Origin of the sequence: Psychrobacter sp. NPDC064578 (assembly GCF_044901245.1) — a bacterium.
GTDB classification, from domain to species: Bacteria; Pseudomonadota; Gammaproteobacteria; order Pseudomonadales; family Moraxellaceae; genus Psychrobacter; species Psychrobacter cibarius_C.
This window is the reverse complement of sequence record NZ_JBJDPI010000006.1, coordinates 146,566-169,926: the sequence shown is the minus strand read 5'-3', so window position 1 is coordinate 169,926 and position 23,361 is coordinate 146,566. Positions and strand designations below refer to the sequence as shown.

Below are 23,361 nucleotides of genomic sequence, written 5' to 3'. Positions count from 1 at the left end.
TCGTTTATAAAATCGTAATGTCGGTCTGAATCAATAACTCATGAGTGCCATTGGTATCAGAGAAGCTATAGACATTGTAACTATTGCCCCCTTGAGTAGTAGTACCGCTGTTCGTCCAATCGTTACCAGTTAGACTCACGCTATCAGCACTATCACCGTTGATAACCAAGCCTTTATTGCTCATCACCGTGTCATTGATTATATCTAGCACATCACTGGTACTAAGGTTGGTCAGCGTCTGCGCACCGTTACCAGTCATATCGATGGTTTCAATACTCTCAAATACAGTCGCATCAAAGCTGCTAAAGTCGATACTGGTATCAGCAACGTTAATGAGGAGCGTATCATTACCAGCACCACCATCCATTAAGGCGTTATCTACAGAGAATACAATTTTATCGTTACCTGCACCACCTTTCAGCGTATTGACACCAGTGCCACCATCGATTAAGTCATTACCGCTACCTCCAATCAAGATATCATCACCAGCGCCGCCTTTATAATTCACAGCTACAGACTGTCCAGAGGCATCAACGATATCATTCTCTGCTGTACCTACAAAGGTTTTGCTAAAAGCAATATCGACAGATATAGACGGTAATTCACCATTGTTATCTGTATAAACGCCAGACGTATCCGTCATAGCCCCTACGGTATCGGTAGTACTAAGAGCGAAGTCCAGATCGCCTTTTAGTGGTACAGAAGACTGAATTTGTAAATCATTGATTTGCTCAGGGGTGATACCAGTTATGGTATAGCTGTTAGCGGCATCATCCCACACGGCAGTCAACATTTCACCTGTACTTTTTACTCTAAAGCGTAAGACATCATCGGTCAAGCTAACGCCATTATCAGTGATGGCTATATTAACAGTCTCACTACCATCCGTGTCTTGCATAACTGCGTTTAGATTAAGTGTGGTCCACTTACCCTGATTACCGAGGATAGTAGAAGGATTAGCTGTTACCCCATCAGCGACTGGCGTCACATCGAGATCAATCACTAGAGGATCACTGATCATACCGCTGTCATTAACCACCTTCATCTCGATCCCTGTTACTTTATCGCTGCTATTTTCAGGTGGCATAATGAATATATTAGGCGTTTCACCCGCTGCGCCACTGTTAATATTATTCAGTTTAGAGGTGTCGATAGACCATGAGTTATTACCACCAGAATTACCATTATTGCTTGCCAACACTGTATCACCATTAGTATCAGTATAATAAACTAGATAGCCATTAGGGATATTGTCTAAGGTAATAGCGCTTGCCATATCACCTTCATCGATATTGGAGATTTTATAATCGATAGCAATCATGCTATCTTCGTCACCAATAGCTGTGGCTATTGACTCACCACTATTACTAGTGATATCTAGATTATCCGGCTGCGCTGAGACTTCAACGGTATATTCATGCTCATAGGTTAGCGTACCACTGTCATATCCTGCCTCATCTGTCGTTTCTTTGTGAGCAGCTTTTACGGTGATAGTGGCATTACCATCGGCGTTTTCGGCAGGCGTATATTTGACCGTAACGCTATCAGGAGAGTTAGTACCAACCTCTAGCTCATAGTAAGTGCCAGCAGGAATATCACCGACTTCGTTATCATTCAATACCACCTCGTTTAGGGGATTACCATTGGCATCAGTCAGCACTCCAGCAGGACCAGTACCTGTCAATAAACTAGATTCATCTACTTGAATATAGAGCTTGCCATTGATTAGTAGGACGTAATCACCATCAGCACTGTTTTTTAGGTTGATATTGATATCGATGCTAGTATCTTCATCCGTTGCCACCGTGGTTGATTTGCCATCAGCATCCATAGGATCAGTAACTGGCTTGATTTCGACATTGACGTCACTGACCTGCTCCCTTTCCTCGCCACCATCTTTATCCAAGACGGTAAAGTTGGCATTAAAGGTAAAATCTTGGGTGCCATCTGTCACGTTGGTACTAAAGTCTTTCGGCGGAGTCACTGTCACTCCATTAAGTGCTGCTTCTGGATTAAGATTACTGGCATCATTCACGCTAATAATCCATTTACCACCAATCTGCTGCACACTCACCGCTGGATTGGTACTCTCTAATACAGTACCTGTTGGCAAATCAGTCAATGAGAAAGTATAGGAGTCGACAGTATCAGCGGTCGCAGGGTTCAGAGTCGCATCTAATATATCGCCAAGAGTGAAACCAGTATCCTCTAATTGTGCTGGTATTTCTACCTTACTAGTAAAGCTATCTATTAAGTCAGGCTTGACAGGCGCATCACCCCCGCCCGTTCTGTCTAAGGTAATCTCAAAGTTCCCCTCTACACGCGCTTCGCTACCGTCACTACCTTGACCATTAATATCCTGCGTAATACCCGTCACTTTAATATTGAAAGAACCTTTAGGTATATTGACCGTGCTGTCATTACGCTCAAGCACTAACTCATAAGTCGGCGCCATAGTAATGATGACTGGGTCATTGGGCACATCAACGTACCAGATACCATCTGATAAGATACCACCCACTACATTCAGACCCTCTGGAACATCAGTAACTTCTAGGCGAGTAAAGCTCTCTGAGCCATCTTGGTCAGGTGACGATAGTGATACGGTGACAGAAGCAGTATTATCCGTACCGCTATTATTAATAGTGTCATCTGTCACATCCAAGGTCATGCTTGGTGCATCAGTGACCGCTTGGAAGGTCACATCTACCACTGCACTGCCTGTGTTAGATGTGCTAATCTCTGAACCATCAGTCAGTTCAGTGGTGTCAGTATAAGTGTAGTCAAATTCTATACTGACATCATCATCGCTATGGCGTTTATCGTCATCGTACATAATTTCGATTGTTTGATCGGGCGTAAATTTCAAAGTTGGTGGTGGATTAGTCGTTAAGTCCACTTCAATACCGTCGACACGTAAAATGAAGTCTTTAGCCATTAGATCAGTTACTGATAGTGTGATACTCTCAAGTGATTCTGTTCCTGTCGCTGAGTCACCCTTATCTGTCGTTGTAAAGGCCGATTCAAAGTCCATGGTCGCCCATAGATCTTCAGTAGCAACGACTTGAGGATCATTCATATTGCCATCAGCAGCATCAGGGGTCACTAGAATAGAAACGTCTTTACCATCATGAGTCACACTGTCACCAGATACTGTCTCTGTCGTGGTACCCGTGATCGTAAAGTTAATTTCACCAGCGAAGTTATCTGGTGTCTTTAATTGTGCAGTATTATTCTGTAGCGCCTCTAGGGTCACTGACCATACTCGATCAGAACCACTGCCACCTAAGAAGGTAACCCCTGCACCAGTTAAGTTGAAACCAGTAGGTAAGTTTTCAACTCGATACACTATCTGCTCAACAGCTGGGCTATCACCATCATATGCCTCGATATCCGCAACAGTAGCAAATAGGCTGGATAAGGCAATCTGATGGTTGCCCGTACTATCTAGCGTTGCCTCGTCAGTGACATAAGTATAGTCCTTACCATTGATAAGAGCTGTGCCGGTTGCCAATTTGTCATTTATTATCAGATCTGCCTTGCCAATGACCTTAACAGGTAGGTTGAGCATAGGACTTGCAGCACCGGTAGTTCCACCCTCTTGACTTACTGCCTGTACTTTTAGATTTACCGTACCGCTGAAGTTCTCGGCAGGCACAAAGTACAACCCAGTTACGCTATTATTGTAATCTTCAATCACTACCGTACCACCAGTAGTATCAAGTAAGAGTGTATCACCGTCTTTATTGGTGTAATAAAGCTGCCCATCTGCTGGTATCTCTGAGATGGTCACATCATAAGTCTCAGACCCGTCGTTATCACGCGAGCTTGGGCGGATATTGAGTACAATGCCGTCGGTAGGAATGACGTCAGTTGTCATGTCCGCAGCAGTATCACGATTATTACCACCGTTTATCGCCTGATCTTCGACCCCTTCGGCAGGATCAACAGCTAAAGTGGCTGGGTCGGCTACGCCTTTAACTTCAAAGGTTAAGTAACTTTCGCCACTGATGGCTTCATCTTTTGCGCCACCATCTTCGTCAACATCAACCGTTTTTGCCTCAACTTTTACTGCTGTCTCAGCACCACTGGTAAGGTTATAGTCGCTATAGTCTTGCGGCGGGGTCACTGTAACTGTATCTAAATACTCCATCGGGATATCGACACCGTTGCCGTTATCAGTCAGGCTAACTAAACCATTGCCGTCATTATAAGTAAATACCGCACCTTCAACTGAAGTGAAGCCGCTGTCACTCTTATTACCAAATGTCATATGAGCGAAAGTTTGTTCAGAGGTGTCCTGATTATTCCAATAGCCTTTTAGGTCAAACCCATCACTATTAAGATCAAATGCTGCATCTTCATTAGCGTTGGCTGCGTAAGTATGACTTGGATTGATGGTAAGGTCATCTATGGCATCACTATCACTACGTCCTCCAACGACTTCAGCAACGGGCGTTACGACTACCGTTTGCGTTAAATCTTGACTACCTGTTGCTGGTAGATCAATACCACCATCATCATCCGGATCTACCGTAGTTACTGTGAAGGTAAAATCAGCATCTCTGGATGAGTGTGCAGGCGGTGTAATAGAGAAGTCTTCCAAATAAGCATCTAAATCAGCATTATCTGCCGGCGTAATACCACTGATAATAATCGGTGTCCCGCCACTGCTACCTACTGTCGTTGTCCCTGCACTGTCCTTATAAGTCCAGCCTTCAGGTAAAACAAACTGTATCGTTGTAATGGTTTCTGGTAATAGACCGTTATCATCTTGTTTGTCCTGCACGGTAAAGCCAAATTTATCAAGGGTGACAACTGTGTCTTCTTTGGTTTCAACACCTTTATTAACAAGCTCAACTTGACCAGCTACTGGGGTGACGGTTAGGTCTACTTTGACGGTACCGATAAGATCTACAGATGTATTTTTAATAGCCGAATCAGGGTCATGGTCCTGAGTATATAGCGATATTTCTACACCATTCATATCTAGGGAATCAAACTTCCCAGTTTGAATAGTGATTTTAGGCTCTGAGTTACCACTGACTACAAAATCAGTAGAAGTTAAGCCAGCATTAATACCGATCAATACCTGACCATTCTCATCGGCGATGAATGGGGGAAGCGGCTCAGAGCTGCCAGCAGGTGTGAAATTAATAATGGCGCCAGGGACTAGACCTGTAATCACAAAGCCATAAGTCTCAGCATCGCCTTTAGCGGCATTACCTACTAAATCTCCAAATGTTGTGGTTATTGGTAACTCAATAGATTCACCTTCTTTAAGAGTTACGGTTAAAGTATCCCCAACAACTTCACTTTGATCATAACCAAACTTACTAGCATCATCTCCAGCGTCATGAGGGTTATCTGGATCATTAGGGTCGTTTTTATCTACGCTATCAGTGACGGCTTGGACATCAACCTCAATTTTAACTGTGCTAGTTGCACCCGCCACATCAACACCACCTACCTGTGCAACATTGCCGTTACTATCCATTTCATACTCAGTAACTGACATATCAAAAGATATATTAGTAGCATCGTTTGCAGGTGGCGTTAATGTGATTCCTTGAAAGTCTTCGCTAGTCATACTGGCAGTAGGTGTACCGTCAGCAACCAAAGACCCCGTATCAGTCAGCTGAATAACGATATTACCGTCTGCATTTGGAGTAAGAATATTACCTGAACCATCTTTTAACACTGCGCCTGCTGGAATATCGGATAAAGTGATGTAGCCAAGACGCTCAGGCGTATCATTGTCACTGCTCGTATCAAGATCAGTGCTATCGGTGATCGTAGGTACTTTTAGACCTAGTAAAACGGAGGTGTCTTCTTTGGTCTCGACTGAAACATCCTTTAACCCAGGGACATCTGATACTGGGTTGACGGTGATGGTTAGGGTCTCTGATCCTGTTTGTTGGGTAGTCGCATCAGGGCCATTCGAGACGTTAATAGTAATATCTGGTACTTGGCCACTATAATTGTCAGCAGGCACAAAAGTATAGCTGCCATCGCTATTAACCGTAATGTTACCAATAGAGTTTGTACCGTCAACTAAGATATCGCTACTTTCACCTGCATTTTTGGTTATCGTTGTACCATCAGCAAGCTCAAAAGTATAACTGTCAACAGTAAGCTCTTCATCATCATCAGCATCGGGAGTACCATTTTCGAAAATATTATCCGATATGTCAGTATCTTCTGGTGTAAACACTTCATCATCGACCAGTACAAACTTATTATCTGTCCCAGTAATGGTTACTTCTACATAACGGATTTCACTATTACTAAGCTCATTACCGTTGCCTGCGCTATCAATACCTGCATTGTCTGAAACCTGTACGGCATAACGAATGGTGATGGTTTCGCCAGCAGGGATGAAATCAAGCGCATTTTCTGGTGCATTAAATGTCCAGTCGGCGCTATTACCTATTCCATTGACATCACTGGGAGTACCATCTACATAGAACAAAGCCTTTAGTGCGGTTTCTTGAGGCTCGCTAAGTGTATAGCCGCTAGTGCCATTTACTGTAACAGTAGTAGAAGCACTTACGTGTTCAAGTTTTACTTGATCATTAAGGTCGATATCTTTGAAGGTTACCGTTCCAGTTTTGTTGACTACTGTATCAGGAGCTGGCTCAGAGAAGCTTTCTGAAGCAATAACATCCGTCCCAGTGACAGCATTAGTAATCACTGGTCTATCATTAGTGCCAGTGATGGTGATAGTTAAGGTTGCACTGCTGCTATCACCATCAGCGTCAGTGATGGTATAGGTAAAGGTTTCGGTTAGTTTGTCGTTAACTCCTAAAGCCTGTACTTCTGGATTATTATTAATAACATCATAGATGTAAGTGCCATTAGCATTTAGCGTTAGTTCGCCAAAATCGCCTTGAATTAGAGTCGGTGCTGTGCCATTAACTGTACTGGCAGTACTCCCAAACTCTACTGCCGTTACCATGGTTGCATCTGCACCTAAATCATCCGCTTGATCAGGAGCTGTACCTTTGATTACGTTACCAGTTGCTGTGATTTTGCCAGATGGCTGATCTACACTTACATCTTCTGTGACGCTATTCTTATCATTATTAGCATTAGGTGCGGTATCAATAATCTCAATATCTAAGGTGTCAGTGATGGTATCACCAATGCTATTGGTTAGTATTACATTAAACTGATCAACTACTGAACCAGCGCTATGATCCTCTGCATTGCCGTTTTCTGTATATTCGTAAGTGAGTTCACCTGTTGCTGCGTTGTAGTTAGTGATTACCAGCTTACCTAAACTAGTATTAATAGTGACCGATGTATTGGAAGCATTAGTAACGTCTAGACCGCCAACAGTTAGATCGGTGACGCTTTGTGGGTTGGTGATATTAATGGTGCCAGTTATTGTGTTACCCGTACCTTCGATGACGCTGTTGTCAGCAGGTGTTAATGCTACGTCTTCATCGACGATATCGATAGTTGGTGGTACGTCATTATCAATAATCGTACCAGTGGCAGTGCCCTGGGTTGGACTGACCGTAGCAAAGTCATCATCGGTGCTGATATCGAACACTAGGTCTTCGCTGTTCTCGAAGATGTCATCGTCTTTGGCGGTGACGGTGATGACTGGGGTAAAGCTGCTACCTGCTGGAATAGTCACGGTGCCAGTAGCTAAGAAGTCAGCTATCTCTTGTGTATCGGTGATGACCACATCAGGGCCGCCCTCAACGGTGTAAGAGATTTGATCAATGTCATCAGCATCTACGGTAGTGCCTGTGCCAAGGTTGACCGTGACGACGGTGTCAAAGTTGCTGACATTGTCTTGAGAGATGGTGAATTCTAAGGTGTCATTGCCCGTCTCGCCTTCAACGGCTGACGGTTCTGTAGCAATGATACTAACAACTGGTTTGTCGCCATCGGTGGTGCTGCCGTCATTAGGGTTGCCATTGTCTTCATCTAAGATGGTACCAGTGGCAGTGCCCTGGGTTGGACTGACCGTAGCAAAGTCATCATCGGTGCTGATATCGAACACTAGGTCTTCGCTGTTCTCGAAGATGTCATCGTCTTTGGCGGTGACGGTGATGACTGGGGTAAAGCTGCTACCTGCTGGAATAGTCACGGTGCCAGTAGCTAAGAAGTCAGCTATCTCTTGTGTATCGGTGATGACCACATCAGGGCCGCCCTCAACGGTGTAAGAGATTTGATCAATGTCATCAGCATCTACGGTAGTGCCTGTGCCAAGGTTGACCGTGACGACGGTGTCAAAGTTGCTGACATTGTCTTGAGAGATGGTGAATTCTAAGGTGTCATTGCCCGTCTCGCCTTCAACGGCTTGTGGTTTGGTTGCAATAATGCCAACCAAAGGTTTGTCGTCACCCACTGACGGATCATTAGGATCAACTGGTGTTTTACCGTCTGTGGTACCATCGTCATAGATTGTGGTATTGACGCTGTTTTCAGGACCAATTGTTGCGTTACCTGAAGTAATATCAGTAACGGTAACGGTAAAGTTCTCAGGGCCTTCAAATAGGTTGTCGTCCACAATCGGTACTTTGATGTCAACAGAGGTTTGACCCGCTGGAATCGTCACGTCTTGAGTGACAGGAGCGGTATAGTCAGCTGAACCCTCGGTACTGCCATCACTAATCGTGATAGTAACCACAGTGTCTTCCGTGCTTGGGTTGCTAATGCTAACCGTATAAGTCGCTTCATTAGCACTGCCATCAGCCGCGGTTTCATTCAAGCTTTTGGTGCCACTAATACTCACTATTCCTGGATAATCAACGGTGATCGTCGCTTGGTTAGATTTCTCACCTGTTTTATCAGACACCACATAATCCACTGGCGTTGGATCCGCTGTAAAGCCTGCTTCTGGCGTAAAGGTCACTTTGCCTGTACTGCCATCAACTGACCAAGTACCTTCGCCATCTACTACTACATTGGTGACTTCATTACCTGTTACAGGGTCGATTAGCTTGACTGTCGTTGGGTCTAAGTCGTTTTCAGGATCGCTGTCATTCGCTACTACGTCGATGATAACAGGCTGACCTGTTTCACCTTTGACTGTATCGTTTTCAGCTACTGGTGCCTCATTAACAGGAGGAGTGGTTGACGAGCTATTACTACTGCTACCAGCTACTATACCTATCAGTCCTAGACCAGCAGCAGCAGGCATCCACCAAGGTATAGCAGCAGCATACTCTTGGCCACCCAAAGCCTGCCCTTCAACCGCACCTTCTTCTAACTGCGTTACATAGTCATAGGTTTCGCCAGTGTCTGGTATATAATAATAATACTCTCCATCTTCAGAAATTCCAAGCAGCGCACTATCTGCATTATCGTAGAAACCTTCTATAATAAGGTCACTCTCTTTACCGTCTTCTTCAAATGAGACGTGTAAATCATTTTTCAAACGTTTAGTGATAATGTGGTTTGGTGCACGGCCTATAGCAGTATCATGAAACTCGTAATTCACTTTATCCATAGCTGTGATAATTGTAGGCTTTCCATTCTTAATCACTACTTGTACTTGATCTATGGTCTTAGTCGCATCATTGGTTTTCACTGTAATCGTATTCATTTTCTTACCTTCTATTTTTTCAAGTCAAATAATACAGATTGGCATATATTCATATTAAGCAGCTTTATTTGCCCGCAGATAGCATTATTAGTTATTTATGTACGCGCTCTTCAACTACGGCAACAACTCGACGATTGAGCTGGCGACCTTCTACAGTATCATTGCTTGCTCTCGGCTGCGACTCCCCATAGCCAACTGCATTTAAGCGCTCAACTGCCATACCGAATTGAGTAATTAACACCTCTTTTACTGCGTTTACTCGGCGTTGGGATAGGGCCTGATTATAAGCATCTTTACCGCGATTATCGGTATGACCTTCTATAACCACAACTGTGTTGGGGTACTTTTTCATAAATTCTGCTACTTCAATGATTTTTGAGTAATATTCTGGACGCACGATAGCTTTATCGGTTTCGAATAATACTTCAAGATCAATAACAATCTTTTCGGTTAAAACTGGCGGTTGCGTTTCTACAATAACTGGAGATACAATTTTGAGTTCTTCAGATACGATAGGTAGTGCACAGTTTGGAATAACTCGACTGACTTGATGATTTTGATAACGCTTATTAGCTAGGAATGTTAATGCACTTTCAGAGGTAATTTGCTTTAAGGTACTTTGTCCTTCTTTATTCATACTAATATGAAAAAAATAAGTTTGACCACCTGTTAGCTCATAGTCTTGTTTATCTGCTAATAAATTATTATTTTTAAAACCTGTTGCATGAGCACTTAGCTGATTCGTACCAACACATGAGTTAACAACAGTATAGTTGTCGGCATGTAAACTGACTTGGAATCTATTATTGACAGAAACATTAGCACTTGTTTGTTCAGAATAATCATCATTACTTCGAATGAATACTAACCGAGTTTTGTCTTTAGCGACTTCTTTTTCTAACACTTCGTTGATATCGGCTTTGACTTGATTGTTCCACACAACACCATCGACACGACGTGTGTCTCCTTCGTTTTGGACACCACTAACGGTAATACAAGAAGACATACCGAATAAGGTGATTGGGACAATCATAGCAATAATATTTCTCTTAACTACTTTCTTCATAGTATTATCCTGACTTCTAGCATTATTTAGTGGTTGATATTTTTTAATTAGAGATGATGTAAATCAAAGTTTTAATAATTTTTTATGAAATCTTATAAGCTTCACTCTAGTCATGTCTTTATCGTATCTTTACTATAATTATATTACATGATTTCAGTAACTTTCTGTAACCGCTCATACCTTGTTTCCGACCACTTATCAAACTCAGTCGTAATGACTTGTATAAATCACTTGAAAATTTCTTGGCAGTATATAGAAGATACTATTACTGAATATTTTGTAAACATAAATTAACTCTTAAGCGAACACGGCAACATAATACTGACCCAAAATGCAACATAACAACCGAGAAACTTGAAATCATCAAATATGATAATGGAGCTCATGTGAATCATACTTTTCATTTATGATGCAAGTAGACCTTTTTAGCATCAGAAGACCATTAAAAAAGCCACTTAAAGCTAAGTGGCTTTTTTAATGGTTTGAGCTATGCTTCAATTTTAGTACACCAAGCCGGCCCTGATATGAAGATACTACCTATATAAGTAGCCAATTTAAATTATCGCTCTACATGAATAGTAAGGTTTTGATAGGTTTTCGGTGTCATACCGAACCAAATTTTGAAAGCTTTGAAAAACTGACTATGAGATTTGTAGCCTAGTAAATGTGCAACATCCGTTGTTGATAATTTTTTTTCTATCAAATACAATTTGGCTAGTCGCTTTCTAATGTCCTCTAAAATCTCTTGGAATGAAGTACCCTCTTCACTAAGCCTCCTTTGTAGAGTACTCACACTCAGATTCATTGAAGTTGCTACATGAGTACGAGTTGGTGGGCTTACACCCATCACTGTATCAATGATAATCTCACAGCGGTGTCTGTAACTAAGCCCAGAAAACTGTGTGGATAGCATGTTAAATAGAGGGTTAATAAAAAACCTTCTACCAAGCTCTTCTTCAGAGTTTATCAATAAGCCCATGGCATTTTTATAGTGCTCTCTACACTTTAGGTCATATATTAAACTCGTTGTACTAGTAAGCTCAACAGGCACACCAAAGATAGATTGATAGTATTCTAATTCATAGGATGTCTTCCGATGTGCAACAGTTACTCTTTTTAATACACCAGGGCAAAAATCCTCTACGATTCTATAAAATAATACCATAGCACCATCAATTTGATTTTTATTCATAATTTCTGGTGCACTGGATATAAAGTCAAATCGAACCAAGCCTCTTTCTGCAATGAGTTTAAGATTGATAGACTGTGTAATCATAAAGAAAAAATGAAACACGATTCGGCTAACTAATAAGAAAGGCAATTCATTATTGGTATTGGAAAAAGGTCTTAAACATTCACTAATGGCTTTATAAAAAGGCAAAGATTCAATATTTACCAGCATGTTTAAATTTAAGCCTAAATAATTATCTTGTAGTGCATCAGATAAGGCTTGAACTTCCTTAATGACCTCTGCTGTAGGCACTCTTTCACCTTGATAATCGTCCAAAGATAAAAAGACCGCTGCAATTTTAGGGATGTCTTTTTCACGGTTTCTATCGAATAGGTATAAAGCGGCTGCTTCTCTTATGGCAAACAGTATACTTTTATGTGTACTTTTTTCAGCTTCTATCATTTTTCTCAACTCAATTACGATCAACGGTTACTTATTTTTGCTGACCTTCAAATGAATAGAATAAAAGGAGTTATTCTAGATAACTGGTTCAAACATGGAGATTTTACTACGCTTAAGCTAGCTGAGCTTCCTACTATTCTAGCTATGTGTTGTGCAAAAATTAGTTCAATTAATTTATCTATTTAGAAAAATCTATCTAACAATTTATATTAACTCAAATAATTAATCATTACGAGTTTTATTGAACCAATCTACCCACTCAAGGGTTGCCAGTTCAACATCGTTCACACCAGTCCAGCTCTCCTTTAGATACTCAATCACCTCAGACTTATAGAGTCCATTGACCGTTTCAGCCAGTGCATTGTCGTATGAATCGCCTGTTGTACCAACAGAAGCAATTACGCCAGAGTCCGTCATCTTATCGGTATAGCGAATAGATAAGTACTGAACGCCTCGATCACTATGATGAATCACGTCTTTGGGATTATTTCTATCTGTTATCGCTTGATTTAATGCTGCCATTACCATATCAGTGTTCATACGATTCGATACTTTCCAGCCGACAATAGCGCGAGCAAATGCATCGATGATAAAAGCGGTATAAACCCAGCCGCTCAATGTCTTGATATAAGTAAAATCTGCAACCCACAGCTGATTAGGACGATAGGCATTAAAGTTACGATTGACCAAGTCGTCAGCACGCTTTTGATCATCACGGCTGTTGGTGGTAATCTTACCCTTACCGCGCCAGACACCTTTTAAGCCGTGCTGTCTCATTAAGCGCTCTACGGTGCAGCGTGCGATATAAATGCCATCTGCCTTCATCTGCCGCCAGACTTTGCGAGCACCATAACGGCATTTGCTGACCTGCCAGATGCGTCTGATTTCACTGAGGTAAAAGTCGTCATGCTGACTGCGCAGTGAACGCTTTTCAGGGCAGCACTCTAGGTCTTGAGCACGATAATAAGTTGACGGGGCAATCGGTAGTACTCTACAAATCAGCTCGATCCCATAACTACCTCTATAGTCATCAATAAACTGAACCATTATCTGGGTGGACGGCCCTTCTCCGCCTGGGCGAAAAAAGCCGCAGCCTTTCTGATGATTTCATTAGCTTGTTTAAGCTCTTTATTCTCGCGTTCAAGCTCTTTGATGCGCTCTTTATCACTTTGAGCCTGCACTGAGGCGGGAATGGTTTGGTCTATGTGCTTTTTATGCCAAGATCGCAGTGTCTCAGGCGTACAGCCAATCTTTGACGCTATTGCTTGAATGGCTGACCATGTAGAAGGATAGTCGCTCGACGCTTCAATCAGCATGCGAACGGCGCGTTCTTTAATCTCAGGAGTGTAGTTTCGTGTTTTCATTGTCGTATTCTCTCAGAATGTTGAGTCTCCGACAATCCCGGGGCGGTTCACCTTTCGACCCAGTTGCTTTTATCTAGGCTTGGAATTGACAAACGTATCAATCCTGAGCAATCCTTTATCCAATACCAATAAGATCTCTTATGATTCGTAAAAACCCATCCGGCGACCTTCCTATCATCGATCAAACAGCCTATGTCGACCAAACCGCTATTATTTGTGGCAAAGTTATGATTGATGCTAATGTCCTTATTCGCCTGACCCCTACCCTGCTGTTAATCCCGTAGACTTAAACTTGGGAGATTCTGATCAGACAACTGGCGGAAGTTTTTTAGGTATACCTCACTGGAACCCATTAACAGACCACTCAAAATAGAATGTTATCGTGGAACTGCTTATGTTAGATCACTGAATTGATTGTACTTATTACAGCTTATTCGAATACTTTCTTGCTGTCATAGCAGACTTGAAAAATATGATGTTTATCATAAAACCAACTCATAACTCGTACTACGCCCAGAAGCCTCAGACTTTTTCAGCATCCCCTTCTCTATCAAATCATTGATATCTCTTAGTGCTGTGTCTATAGAACACTTAGTCTTCACTGACCATTTCTTCGTAGTTAGTTTGCCATAAAAGTCCGTTAGCAAAATATTGAGCATAGTGACTTGTCTGGTGTTCAAAGCATGCTGTCGATGGGTTTGCCAAAAACTCGCTTTATGAATAATTTTATCTGTGGTCATTTGAGCAGTAATAAGTGCTTGTTCTAGTGTTTGTAGAAACCAGACCAACCAATTCGTGATATCAGTATCGCCTTTTTGCGTGCGCTCCAGTATTTTGTAGTATTCATTGCGCTGTTTAAGAATCTGCGCTGACATACTATAAAAGCGCTGGGCACTGTTATCGCTTTGCGCTAGCATTCGTTCTGTGATTGCTCGTGTTAGTCGTCCATTTCCATCATCAAATGGATGCAAAGTCACAAACCATAAATGAGCAATACCTGCTTTTATGACCAAATCTATATCGTCTTGCTCATTTGACGAAGTATTAAACCACAATAAAAATTTGTCTAACTCATCTGGCAACCTATTCGCACTCGGGGCAACAAAATGAACCCGCTCGCGACCATACCCACCAGACACTACTTGCATTGGCCCTTTACTATCATCACGGATACTACCTGCTTGAATGCGATATAGCCCACTATATCCATCTGGAAATAATGCTCGATGCCATCCAAGTAAATCATCTAACAATAGCGGCTGTTGATAACGATAGGTAGCACTTAGCATCATCTCTACCACTACATCGATCTCACGAGTAGTGGTTGGCATACTGGCGTTATCTAACCCTAAATGCCGCGCAACTGAGGAATGCACTTGCTCGTTATTTAGCGTCTCACCTTCTATTTCAGAAGTTTTTATAATCTCCAAGGTCACCGCATCTAACTGTGCCTCAACATTCAGATCAAACCCTATTGTTAGCAGCTTTCCTAGTAAATGGCCTTGTAATATCCGCACACGACTCACCAATGGCAATAGTTTTTTATCTGACCATTGCCACTCAGTCCAGTCTTTATTTTCATGAATATAGGTAATATGCTTCATATTTTTCTCAGTTATATGCAGGGATTAAAAACCCTAATCTCCTTATATTATGCAGAAAAAAAACAAATAAGACAATTCATGCTAATTGAAAGAAGAAGAAAGCACCTTGAAAAACAGAATTAAAGAAGAGTATTTTGGATAGAAAACGCACTGATTTTGTCATAACCGAAGCTAAAGTGGAGGTAAAAATACTATAAAATTATAGTGCCCAAATACGTGCTAAACTTTATCTTATACTCATTCACCTTGCCCTTTTTTAAATATAGAATAGATAAAAGCCAATAGAATCAATACATGTAAGATAATGTCATATCATAATATTTGGTTGACCTACCTTGACATGGTAGGTTACCTATGCTATCAATCCTGTAGAAACTAGCTTGAGAGAGTCTAACTAACCAACTGGACAGTAAAATTCAAACCCCTAGCAAGTTTGTTCACAAGGCAACCTCGTAATTTGTACTACGCCCAGAAGCATCATATTTTTCCAACATCCCCTTCTCTATCAAGTCATTGATACTTCGTAGTACTGGGTCTATAGAACACTTGGTCATCACTGCCCATTTCTTAGTACTCAGCTTGCAATAAAAATCAGTGAATAAAGTATGACCTCTACCGTCAAATTCGTAGATTTAAACCTGAGATAATATTGATTTTAATAGGTACAAATACGATACTGGATATATTTCTAAGGTTTTGCCCTTCTCTCCCGAAATGGATATTGAATTTCCTATATAATGTGAACCATCTCTTTGTTGATAACCCCTTTAATTTAGGCTTTTTTCTTAGTAAAAAAATGCTTCTTATCAGGTAAAACGGTGCTTTATGTTTAACGCTTCCTCAACTCGTTTAAATAAATACATCAGCGAAAGCGGTATTTGCTCCAGGCGAGACGCTGACCGCTTTGTTGAACAAGGTAATGTATACATCAATGGTAAGCGCGGTCAAGTAGGCGATCAAGTGGTTGCTGGAGATACGGTAAAAGTCAACGGGCAACTCATTGAGCCGAGAGAGGCGGATGATTTTGTTTTTATTGTCTTGAATAAACCCGTGGGTATTGTGAGCACTACGGAAGCTTCAGAAAAAGATAATATTGTTGATTTCGTTAGACATAGTACACGTATTTTTCCGATTGGACGTTTGGATAAAGACTCTCAAGGTTTAATCTTTTTGACCAGTAATGGTGATCTGGTTAATAAGGTACTTCGTGCTGGTAATAACCACGAGAAAGAATATTTGGTGACGGTGAACAAGCCGATAACAGATAGTTTTATTGAGGGTTTAGCTGGTGGCGTGCCAATGCTTGGGAAGATGACCAAGAAATGTCCAGTTACTAAGGTGGCACCCACCGTGTTTAACATCACGCTAGTGCAGGGTTTAAACCGTCAAATTCGTCGTATGTGTGAGCATTTTGGCTATGAAGTGGTGAAGCTTGAGCGTACGCGGATTATGAATGTCAGTCTTAAAGGTACTCCCGTTGGAGACTGGCGAGATTTAACCGAAAAAGAGTTGTCTGTTTTACTTAAGTCCATAGAAGGTTCTTCTTCAGATGCCAGTAATCCGGGCAAGAAATCTCGTAATGCGCCACGAAAAAATGCTCGTACTGATGATTCATTAAAGACAAAAACGTCTTCGAAATCAGCGGGGGCAGCAAAGGGCAATAAAAAACACGCCAAGGATGATGCTAGAAAACCAGCGGGTTCTAAAGGTAAAGATAGACGTCCTTTTGGTAATAGCAAGAAGGCTGTAGGCAATGGCAAACCTGCTGCAAATGGTAAGCGCCCTGCAAAAGGTCGAAGTTCTAAGCGGTAGTGCAACCATAGATTGATGGTTAATGGTTAGCTAATTAGGATAGCTGATAAAAGATTCTGCACAAAAAGCCAGACAATTTCAGTTGTCTGGCTTTTTGTTGCCTGCAGATTTTCTCAACCAAATAATTTTTATTATAAATTCAACTCATAACTCGTACTAAACACTGAGGCTTGAAATTCTTGCGGCATCCCCTGCTCTATTAAGTCATTAATCTCTCTTAATGCGGTATCGATAGAACATTTGGTCATAATTGCTGCAGTGCAGCCATACTATAAAATCGTTGGCTACTATCATCGCTTTGTACCAAGACTCTCTCAGTAATCTCTCGTTAATTTCACGAAGTACCGTTGGTATGGGCGGACTAAAAATAGCAAAGTCTAAGACAGTTAGCAGATGTCATTATTTAAAAATTCGATTATAGTAGATATCGAATCATACATTTAAAAGTTGAGGACAAAATAATGAAGACACTAAGTTTATGTATTGCAGCAGGACTGGGTTTAAGTGCTTGTGCTGGTGGAATGACAGGGAACACGGGTCAAAACAACAATGTCAATGGCATCGTCACTCAATACCCTGTTGAGACTGCCATGCTCAACATCTATACCAAACAACGCAGTGATAAATTAGTTGCAGTTGTCGGCAGTCAAAGCGTGTCAGCAGAGATTCAAGTGACGCCTAAAGGCAGTATGGTATTTAATAATAAGTCTGTACAAGGTACCGAAATAAACACCATCAATAAGATGAATAATCAAATCACCAATCAATCAGTCGCTATCAATTACTTCACCCTGAATCCACTGATATTCCATGGTTTTACAGACGGTACAGGTAAATACTCACTATCTAACCAGACGACCACCATTCCTAAAATGGCGACGGTGGGCGCTTCTAGTAAGCTACTGATGGAAAATGTCTATGCCGATAGCAGTATGCGTAACAAGATAGGGACTTATAACCAAGACTGGTCTTTGTCGCGTGATACGAATAATACCGCATGGTTCTGTATAGAAACCTCAGGCAATCTATTACTCAGTTTTGACCCTGCAGGTACTTCATCAGAATGCTACAAAATCAATGCCAAAGGCGATATCTTAGCAAGCAAAGTGACACTGAGCCAGCCTAGTAGTAATGGTAGTACTAAGACGGTTACTTTAAACAGTCAGTAGTTATTATCATGGTGACATGCCCTTTATCATATAGCCTTGTTACATAGCTTTCGTCACATAGCAGTTGTTACATAACAACGAAACAAAAAAATAGCGCCTAGTATGGGCGCTATTTTTATATCAGTAAGCTGAACGATTAAGAACGATGTCCATGAGTATACTTAGCTTGATATTTGCTTTTTGCTTTGAGATGAGCCGCTGGTTTTTTTGATTGATGCTTTGACACTACTGCCTTTTTTTTAACATGCTGATGTTTATTATCAAACTTTGCATTGACCTTTTGATGCTTCACTTGAGCAACATGATGTTTAACAATTTGCGGCGCAGCACTTGCTTGGCTAACCATTGTGAAGCAAGCAGTAATGGCTAGCATTGAACTTATCATTATTTTTTTCATTATTTTTTCTCGTATAAAGTCATATTAGTTATGAGGTGTGGTTGAAACTGCCTTACTCAATATCAAGTAAAGCATTCACGTGATAAAAAGTATCGTGATAAAAATTTTCTCTATCGACAACGAGAATGATAAATGATTCAAACGTTAAGTAGATTTATGAAGATTAAAGAAAGGTAACCTTAATGAGGCAAGGTTTCTTAAGTGGTACGCTATAAGCGTCATATTGGCGCTTTTCTAGACGGACAAGTAATAGCGAATGAAAAGATATCTTATATATAAATTAGGATGACTGGCTTTGGCATATTTTTTATAAAACGTAGACGTTGTCACGATACTTTCATTTTCACCCTATAAAATGCGTTGATTATTCAAAGCCATTGACGATATGCCGCATCACAATAAAGACTTTTAAAGAGTAAATACCAAACTAAGTAGGCTAGATAAGTATTCTGCAAGGGTCGTTGGCATATGGATTTTTTTAAAGTAGCCAACTGATGGCCTTCTGAATAGTAATTTTGAAATAACTGAGAATCGATGTAATGAACCATTACTTATGTTTGACAGATTATGAAAAAAACTTGATTGATAGTGCTTTGCTCATTCTGATGAAAAAAAACATCCAATATAGCGATCAATCAAAAGAAAACTCAGTGCAGCAATACTATCAAGATTTTAATCTCACACTTTTTGAGCTATGTGCAAAAATAAAAGCACCTGATTTTGATAAGCAAATGGATTTATCCTCAAGAGAAATCAAAGCAATTAAAAAAGCCCTAACATCACTGTACAACCGTATCTATCAAAGAACCCTTAAGGATATAGAGGGCAATCAAGAAGATCACTATAAGAGCTGTAAATTACAGATTATAGAATTAGAGAGAAAAATCGATATTATCGAGAAAAACAATATAGAGAGCAATAGTTGTTAAATTGTTCTCTTTTACCGAAAAATTTCACTATTTTTAAGTCGCTACCACCATCAACATTGGTCACGTAAAACAAAAAATCGCACTCCGCATTACATTAGCCGATCTTTTCCGCTGGGTTTTATTAGCTCTTTCCCATTTGCTTGGTTATCGTCTAGCTACTTCAGTCATATAGTCTTCTCAGTACAAGATGAATAGGTACAGCAAAGGATAATACGGCAAATAGCAGGCTGAGCAAACATGACGACGCTGTGACCGATTTCTCTAGAATGCCCGATATATCTCTATACAAGACTTGTAAAGAGCATACCCCTTGTCTTAGAATGGCATTGTTAATGATAATGTCTATTTTGTTAAGTATTCTTTCTAAAATGCTTTAAACTGACGTTTCAAGTTAGCACACCTTCTTACTTATAAATGTTACCTATGCATCATCAGCATAGTAGTAATACGATGACCCTATCATGTCTACTAAGCGCCGTAAGCTTGTTTTACGATATTCATCACCGGTAACGATGTGGTTCGGCATGTTGGTCGCATGTTTTGCTTGGATCATGCACATCACGCTGTTGCTCACACCTCTATGGGATGATAATGCCCACTTAGGTCATGGTATCTGTGCAGAGCTTGCACCGATTGTATCGGCAGCTAAGCAGTATGAGCAAATACAGACTGATATTGCGCAAACGAATCACAACATACCCATTGATAGTGCCGCTCGTCATTTACTTCATCATAATGCATCCCTATCTTTAGCATCGCCTGCGACCGTTGAGCCAATCATAACGGTTGACGCAGCACCTTCACAGGAAGCCTTATATAGCAAAGATAAGGTTGCAAGCTCTGAATCTAACCCTGATGCCGTAAAATACACTGGCTGTGACCTTTGCACTGCCATGTCTGCGGCACTATTGCCAGTCGCTTTTACACATACTGACTCGGCTTTGATTGAGCTGTCTACTGTCTCAGTCACGTTTTTGTATCACTCACATACCTATTCTCCTAGTAATTTTTTACGACCCCTCGCACGCGCTCCTCCAGTCACACCCACATAACTATCTACATTTATAGTCCAATATTTTTAGGGCGTGTCCTCATTTTAAAAATGGTGATAAACATGAGATAAATTGCCGTCAAACAAGGAAAGTAGCGCAAATAATATCGAGATATTAATAAGCTATTTGATGATGTTTGGCAAAATTTAGCCATTTTTAGCCCATTTCAAAAGTAATCGATTGAATTGAGGACACGCCTTAGAGCATTAGTGACAATGCTCTCAATCAACGCGCTCATTTGACGCTCTGATTGAGGCACTTGTATGCGTTTGCCTAAAACATTGCGCTCAAAACTGTGCTCATAATATTGTGCTCAAAATACTATCTATTTATATCGGAAAATATTCGGCAAGTGCTTAGTCTAAGTCCATAAATGGCTTGGCTTACCTTGGCTTACATTGCCTCTTAGTAAAAACTGAATAACCGATTTCATAAAATATTTTTGCGAATTTCTAGGAAAGTAAGATGTTATCTTCATCAATGAACGCTGTACCTATTTTAAAACTAAGTGTTTTAGCTTTGTCTTTATTGCATATCAGTAGCGCTTATGCGGATTCCACAACTGTAAAGGCGCACATGCCTACTACTAATGATGAGCCACATATTCAATTGCCAGAAATCGTCGTTTATGCGACAGCAGCGGATAAGCGCTCTAGTACCAATGCACTCGGGACAGCAACCACCCTTGATCAAAAACTTCTTAACAGTAAACAAGTGGCAAGCAGTGATACGGCCACCATACTGACAAAAATACCCGGTCTAAATGTCCAAAGTGCCGGTGGTATCTCGAACTTGCCCGTGATAAGAGGCTTGGCGGACAACCGTCTGCGTATCTTAGTAGATGGCGTTGACTCAATCGCCTCCTGTCCAAACAGTATGAACTCACCCCTGTCTTATATTGCGCCAAGCGCTATAGAGAAGACCACCGTCTATGCAGGTGTGACGCCTGTGAGTGTCGGTGGTAATAGTATTGGCGGTACCATCGTCGTCGAAACAGCAGAGCCTATGTTTTCAACGGATAGCGACATATTAACTTCAGGTGAAATCGGCACATTTTATCGTAGTAATGGTGACGCTTATGGTGCCAATGTATCTACCACAGCAGCAAACGAGCAGCTTAGCCTCACCTATAAAGGCAGCTTTGCGCAGGCGGATAATTATAAAGCTGGTGGTGATTTTAAATCTTATACAGAGACAGGGAACGCTGGTAAAACCTTAGCAAAAGACGAAGTTGGTTCAACCGCCTATGAAAGCAAAAACCAGTCAGTAGATGTGGCTTATAAGAACAGCAATCATCTACTACAAGGCACTTATTTTTGGCAAAACGTCCCAAAAGAGTTATATCCAAATCAGCGGATGGACATGCTCGACAATCAGCTTGACCGCATTAATTTGCGCTACAAAAGCGAGTTAAATTGGGGACAGTTAGAAGCACAGGCCTATCATGAAGATGTCGATCACTATATGAATTTTGGGGAAGACAAACAGTTCGTGTACGGTAATGCCAAAGGTATGCCGATGTACACCAGTAGCGAGACCATCGGTGCCAATCTTAAAGGTATTATCGATCTAACCAACCAAGGCACGCTCAATATAGGTGCTGAATATCAAGACTACACGCTCGATGACACGTGGGCGGCATCTGGCGACGGTATGATGTCGCCAAACGACTTTCAAAATATCAACAATGGTGAGCGTCAGCGTATCGGTATCTATGGCGAGTGGGAAAAAGACATCTCATCTGACTGGAGCACCCAGCTTGGCGCTCGCTATGAAAACGTACGTAGCAGTGCTGATGAAGTACATGGCTATCAAATCGATGGTCAAAACAATATGACCAATCAGCTGCGAGATAGCGCTAACTTTAATGCTAGTAACCGCCGAACCACGGATAACAACGTTGATATTACTGCACTCGCACGCTACGACATTGATTCACAAAAAAATCTAGCCTTAGGTCTATCGCACAAAGAGCGCACGCCAAGCTTATATGAACGCTATACCTGGTCCACTTGGAAAATGGCGGCTATCATGAATAATACCGTTGGTGACGGTAATGGCTATTTTGGTGATCCTAATCTACGCCCAGAAAAATCTAACACCCTATCTGCCACCTTAGACTGGCGCGGTGCTGATGATAGCTGGGGCGTTAAAGCCACTCCTTACTATTCAAAAATTGATGACTATGTCGATGCCGTACAGTGGAACCCCATGGCAAACACAGCAGCTAGCACTCAAACAGCGAATCAATATAATGTGCTGCGCTATACCAACCAAGATGCTGAGATATATGGCATAGATATCTCAGCCAATCGGCAGCTGGCAGCAAATGCTTGGGGATACTGGGATATAGTAGGCTCCTTAAGCTATACCAAAGGGGAAAATAAAGACAGCGGCTCAGACTTATATAACATCATGCCATTCAATGGCAGTGTTGCCCTGAATCGGGAAAATAACGGTTGGACAAACCAAATCGAAGTGGTGGGCGTCGCGGCTAAAAATGATATCTCAACTCCTCGCAACGAAATTAAAACGGCGGGTTATGGTCTCTTAAATCTCAGTACAGGCTATCAGTTTAAAGAGGTAGCGATTGAGGCTGGTATCGATAACGTATTCGATAAAAACTATGCCCTACCTCTAGGGGGCGCATACATGGGTCAAGGCAAAACCATGTCGATGAATGGCGAAATAGGTAGCGGTTCTAATTGGGGTACTGCCGTTCCTGGCGCGGGACGATCATTGTATGTGGGTGTCAACTATAAGTTTTAGG

Annotated in this window: 11 protein-coding genes, 2 pseudogenes and 1 other annotated feature; of the genes and pseudogenes, 6 read left to right on the top strand and 7 right to left on the bottom strand. The window is 41.4% G+C overall.

Annotation, left to right across the window (positions count from 1 at the left end; all coding sequences use genetic code 11):
• Nucleotides 1–4 precede the first annotated feature (4 nt).
• The 4 genes and pseudogenes from ACI2JM_RS08885 to ACI2JM_RS08870 all read right to left on the bottom strand — a co-directional run.
• A complete protein-coding gene (locus ACI2JM_RS08885) occupies nt 5–9,565 on the bottom strand; it encodes a VCBS domain-containing protein (protein WP_404643636.1) in 9,561 nt (3,186 codons plus the stop codon).
• 91 nt (nt 9,566–9,656) lie between these two features.
• Nucleotides 9,657–10,631 (bottom strand): OmpA family protein, encoded by a 975-nt coding sequence (locus tag ACI2JM_RS08880; RefSeq protein WP_404643634.1) that lies wholly within the window; start codon nt 10,629–10,631, stop codon nt 9,657–9,659.
• Between the two features lie 559 nt (nt 10,632–11,190).
• Nucleotides 11,191–12,264 (bottom strand): helix-turn-helix transcriptional regulator, encoded by a 1,074-nt coding sequence (locus ACI2JM_RS08875; protein ID WP_404643632.1) that lies wholly within the window; start codon nt 12,262–12,264, stop codon nt 11,191–11,193.
• A 231-nt stretch (nt 12,265–12,495) separates the two neighbouring features.
• A pseudogene (locus ACI2JM_RS08870) lies at nt 12,496–13,628 on the bottom strand (IS3 family transposase); the annotation flags it as partial.
• Nucleotides 13,237–13,353 (bottom strand) — a sequence feature (AL1L pseudoknot). It overlaps the preceding pseudogene by 117 nt.
• Nucleotides 13,629–13,768: 140 nt before the next feature.
• Here ACI2JM_RS08870 and ACI2JM_RS08865 point away from each other — a divergent pair.
• Nucleotides 13,769–13,879 (top strand): annotated as a pseudogene (locus ACI2JM_RS08865) (carbonate dehydratase); the annotation flags it as partial.
• Between the two features lie 231 nt (nt 13,880–14,110).
• Here the strand turns inward: ACI2JM_RS08865 and ACI2JM_RS08860 are convergent.
• Nucleotides 14,111–15,232, bottom strand: coding sequence for a Fic family protein (locus ACI2JM_RS08860; RefSeq protein WP_404643630.1), 1,122 nt, complete (start codon nt 15,230–15,232; stop codon nt 14,111–14,113).
• A gap of 825 nt (nt 15,233–16,057) precedes the next feature.
• Here ACI2JM_RS08860 and rluF point away from each other — a divergent pair.
• On the top strand, nt 16,058–17,044 hold the full coding sequence (gene rluF, locus ACI2JM_RS08855) for a 23S rRNA pseudouridine(2604) synthase RluF (protein WP_404643628.1): 987 nt from the start codon (nt 16,058–16,060) through the stop codon (nt 17,042–17,044).
• 131 nt (nt 17,045–17,175) lie between these two features.
• On the opposite strand, the gene ACI2JM_RS08850 is transcribed toward rluF, so the two are convergent.
• A complete protein-coding gene (locus ACI2JM_RS08850; protein WP_404643626.1) occupies nt 17,176–17,292 on the bottom strand; it encodes a cell filamentation protein Fic in 117 nt (38 codons plus the stop codon).
• Nucleotides 17,293–17,505: 213 nt separating this feature from the next.
• Between ACI2JM_RS08850 and ACI2JM_RS08845 the strand changes: the two genes are divergently transcribed.
• Entirely contained in the window at nt 17,506–18,213 is a 708-nt protein-coding gene (locus tag ACI2JM_RS08845; RefSeq protein ID WP_404643624.1) for a hypothetical protein, read from the top strand.
• Between the two features lie 136 nt (nt 18,214–18,349).
• Here the strand turns inward: ACI2JM_RS08845 and ACI2JM_RS08840 are convergent, their stop codons facing one another.
• Nucleotides 18,350–18,610 (bottom strand): hypothetical protein, encoded by a 261-nt coding sequence (locus ACI2JM_RS08840; protein WP_404643622.1) that lies wholly within the window; start codon nt 18,608–18,610, stop codon nt 18,350–18,352.
• Between the two features lie 539 nt (nt 18,611–19,149).
• Here ACI2JM_RS08840 and ACI2JM_RS08835 point away from each other — a divergent pair.
• The 3 genes from ACI2JM_RS08835 to ACI2JM_RS08825 all read left to right on the top strand — a co-directional run bounded on the left by ACI2JM_RS08835 (nt 19,150) and on the right by ACI2JM_RS08825 (nt 23,360).
• A complete protein-coding gene (locus ACI2JM_RS08835; protein WP_404643620.1) occupies nt 19,150–19,539 on the top strand; it encodes a hypothetical protein in 390 nt (129 codons plus the stop codon).
• A 461-nt stretch (nt 19,540–20,000) separates the two neighbouring features.
• Nucleotides 20,001–20,591, top strand: coding sequence for a hypothetical protein (locus tag ACI2JM_RS08830; RefSeq protein ID WP_404643618.1), 591 nt, complete (start codon nt 20,001–20,003; stop codon nt 20,589–20,591).
• Between the two features lie 465 nt (nt 20,592–21,056).
• Nucleotides 21,057–23,360 carry a TonB-dependent receptor gene (locus ACI2JM_RS08825; protein WP_404643616.1) on the top strand — a complete coding sequence of 768 codons (2,304 nt, stop codon included), beginning with the start codon at nt 21,057–21,059 and terminating at the stop codon, nt 23,358–23,360.
• The last annotated feature ends 1 nt before the right edge of the window (nt 23,361 follow it).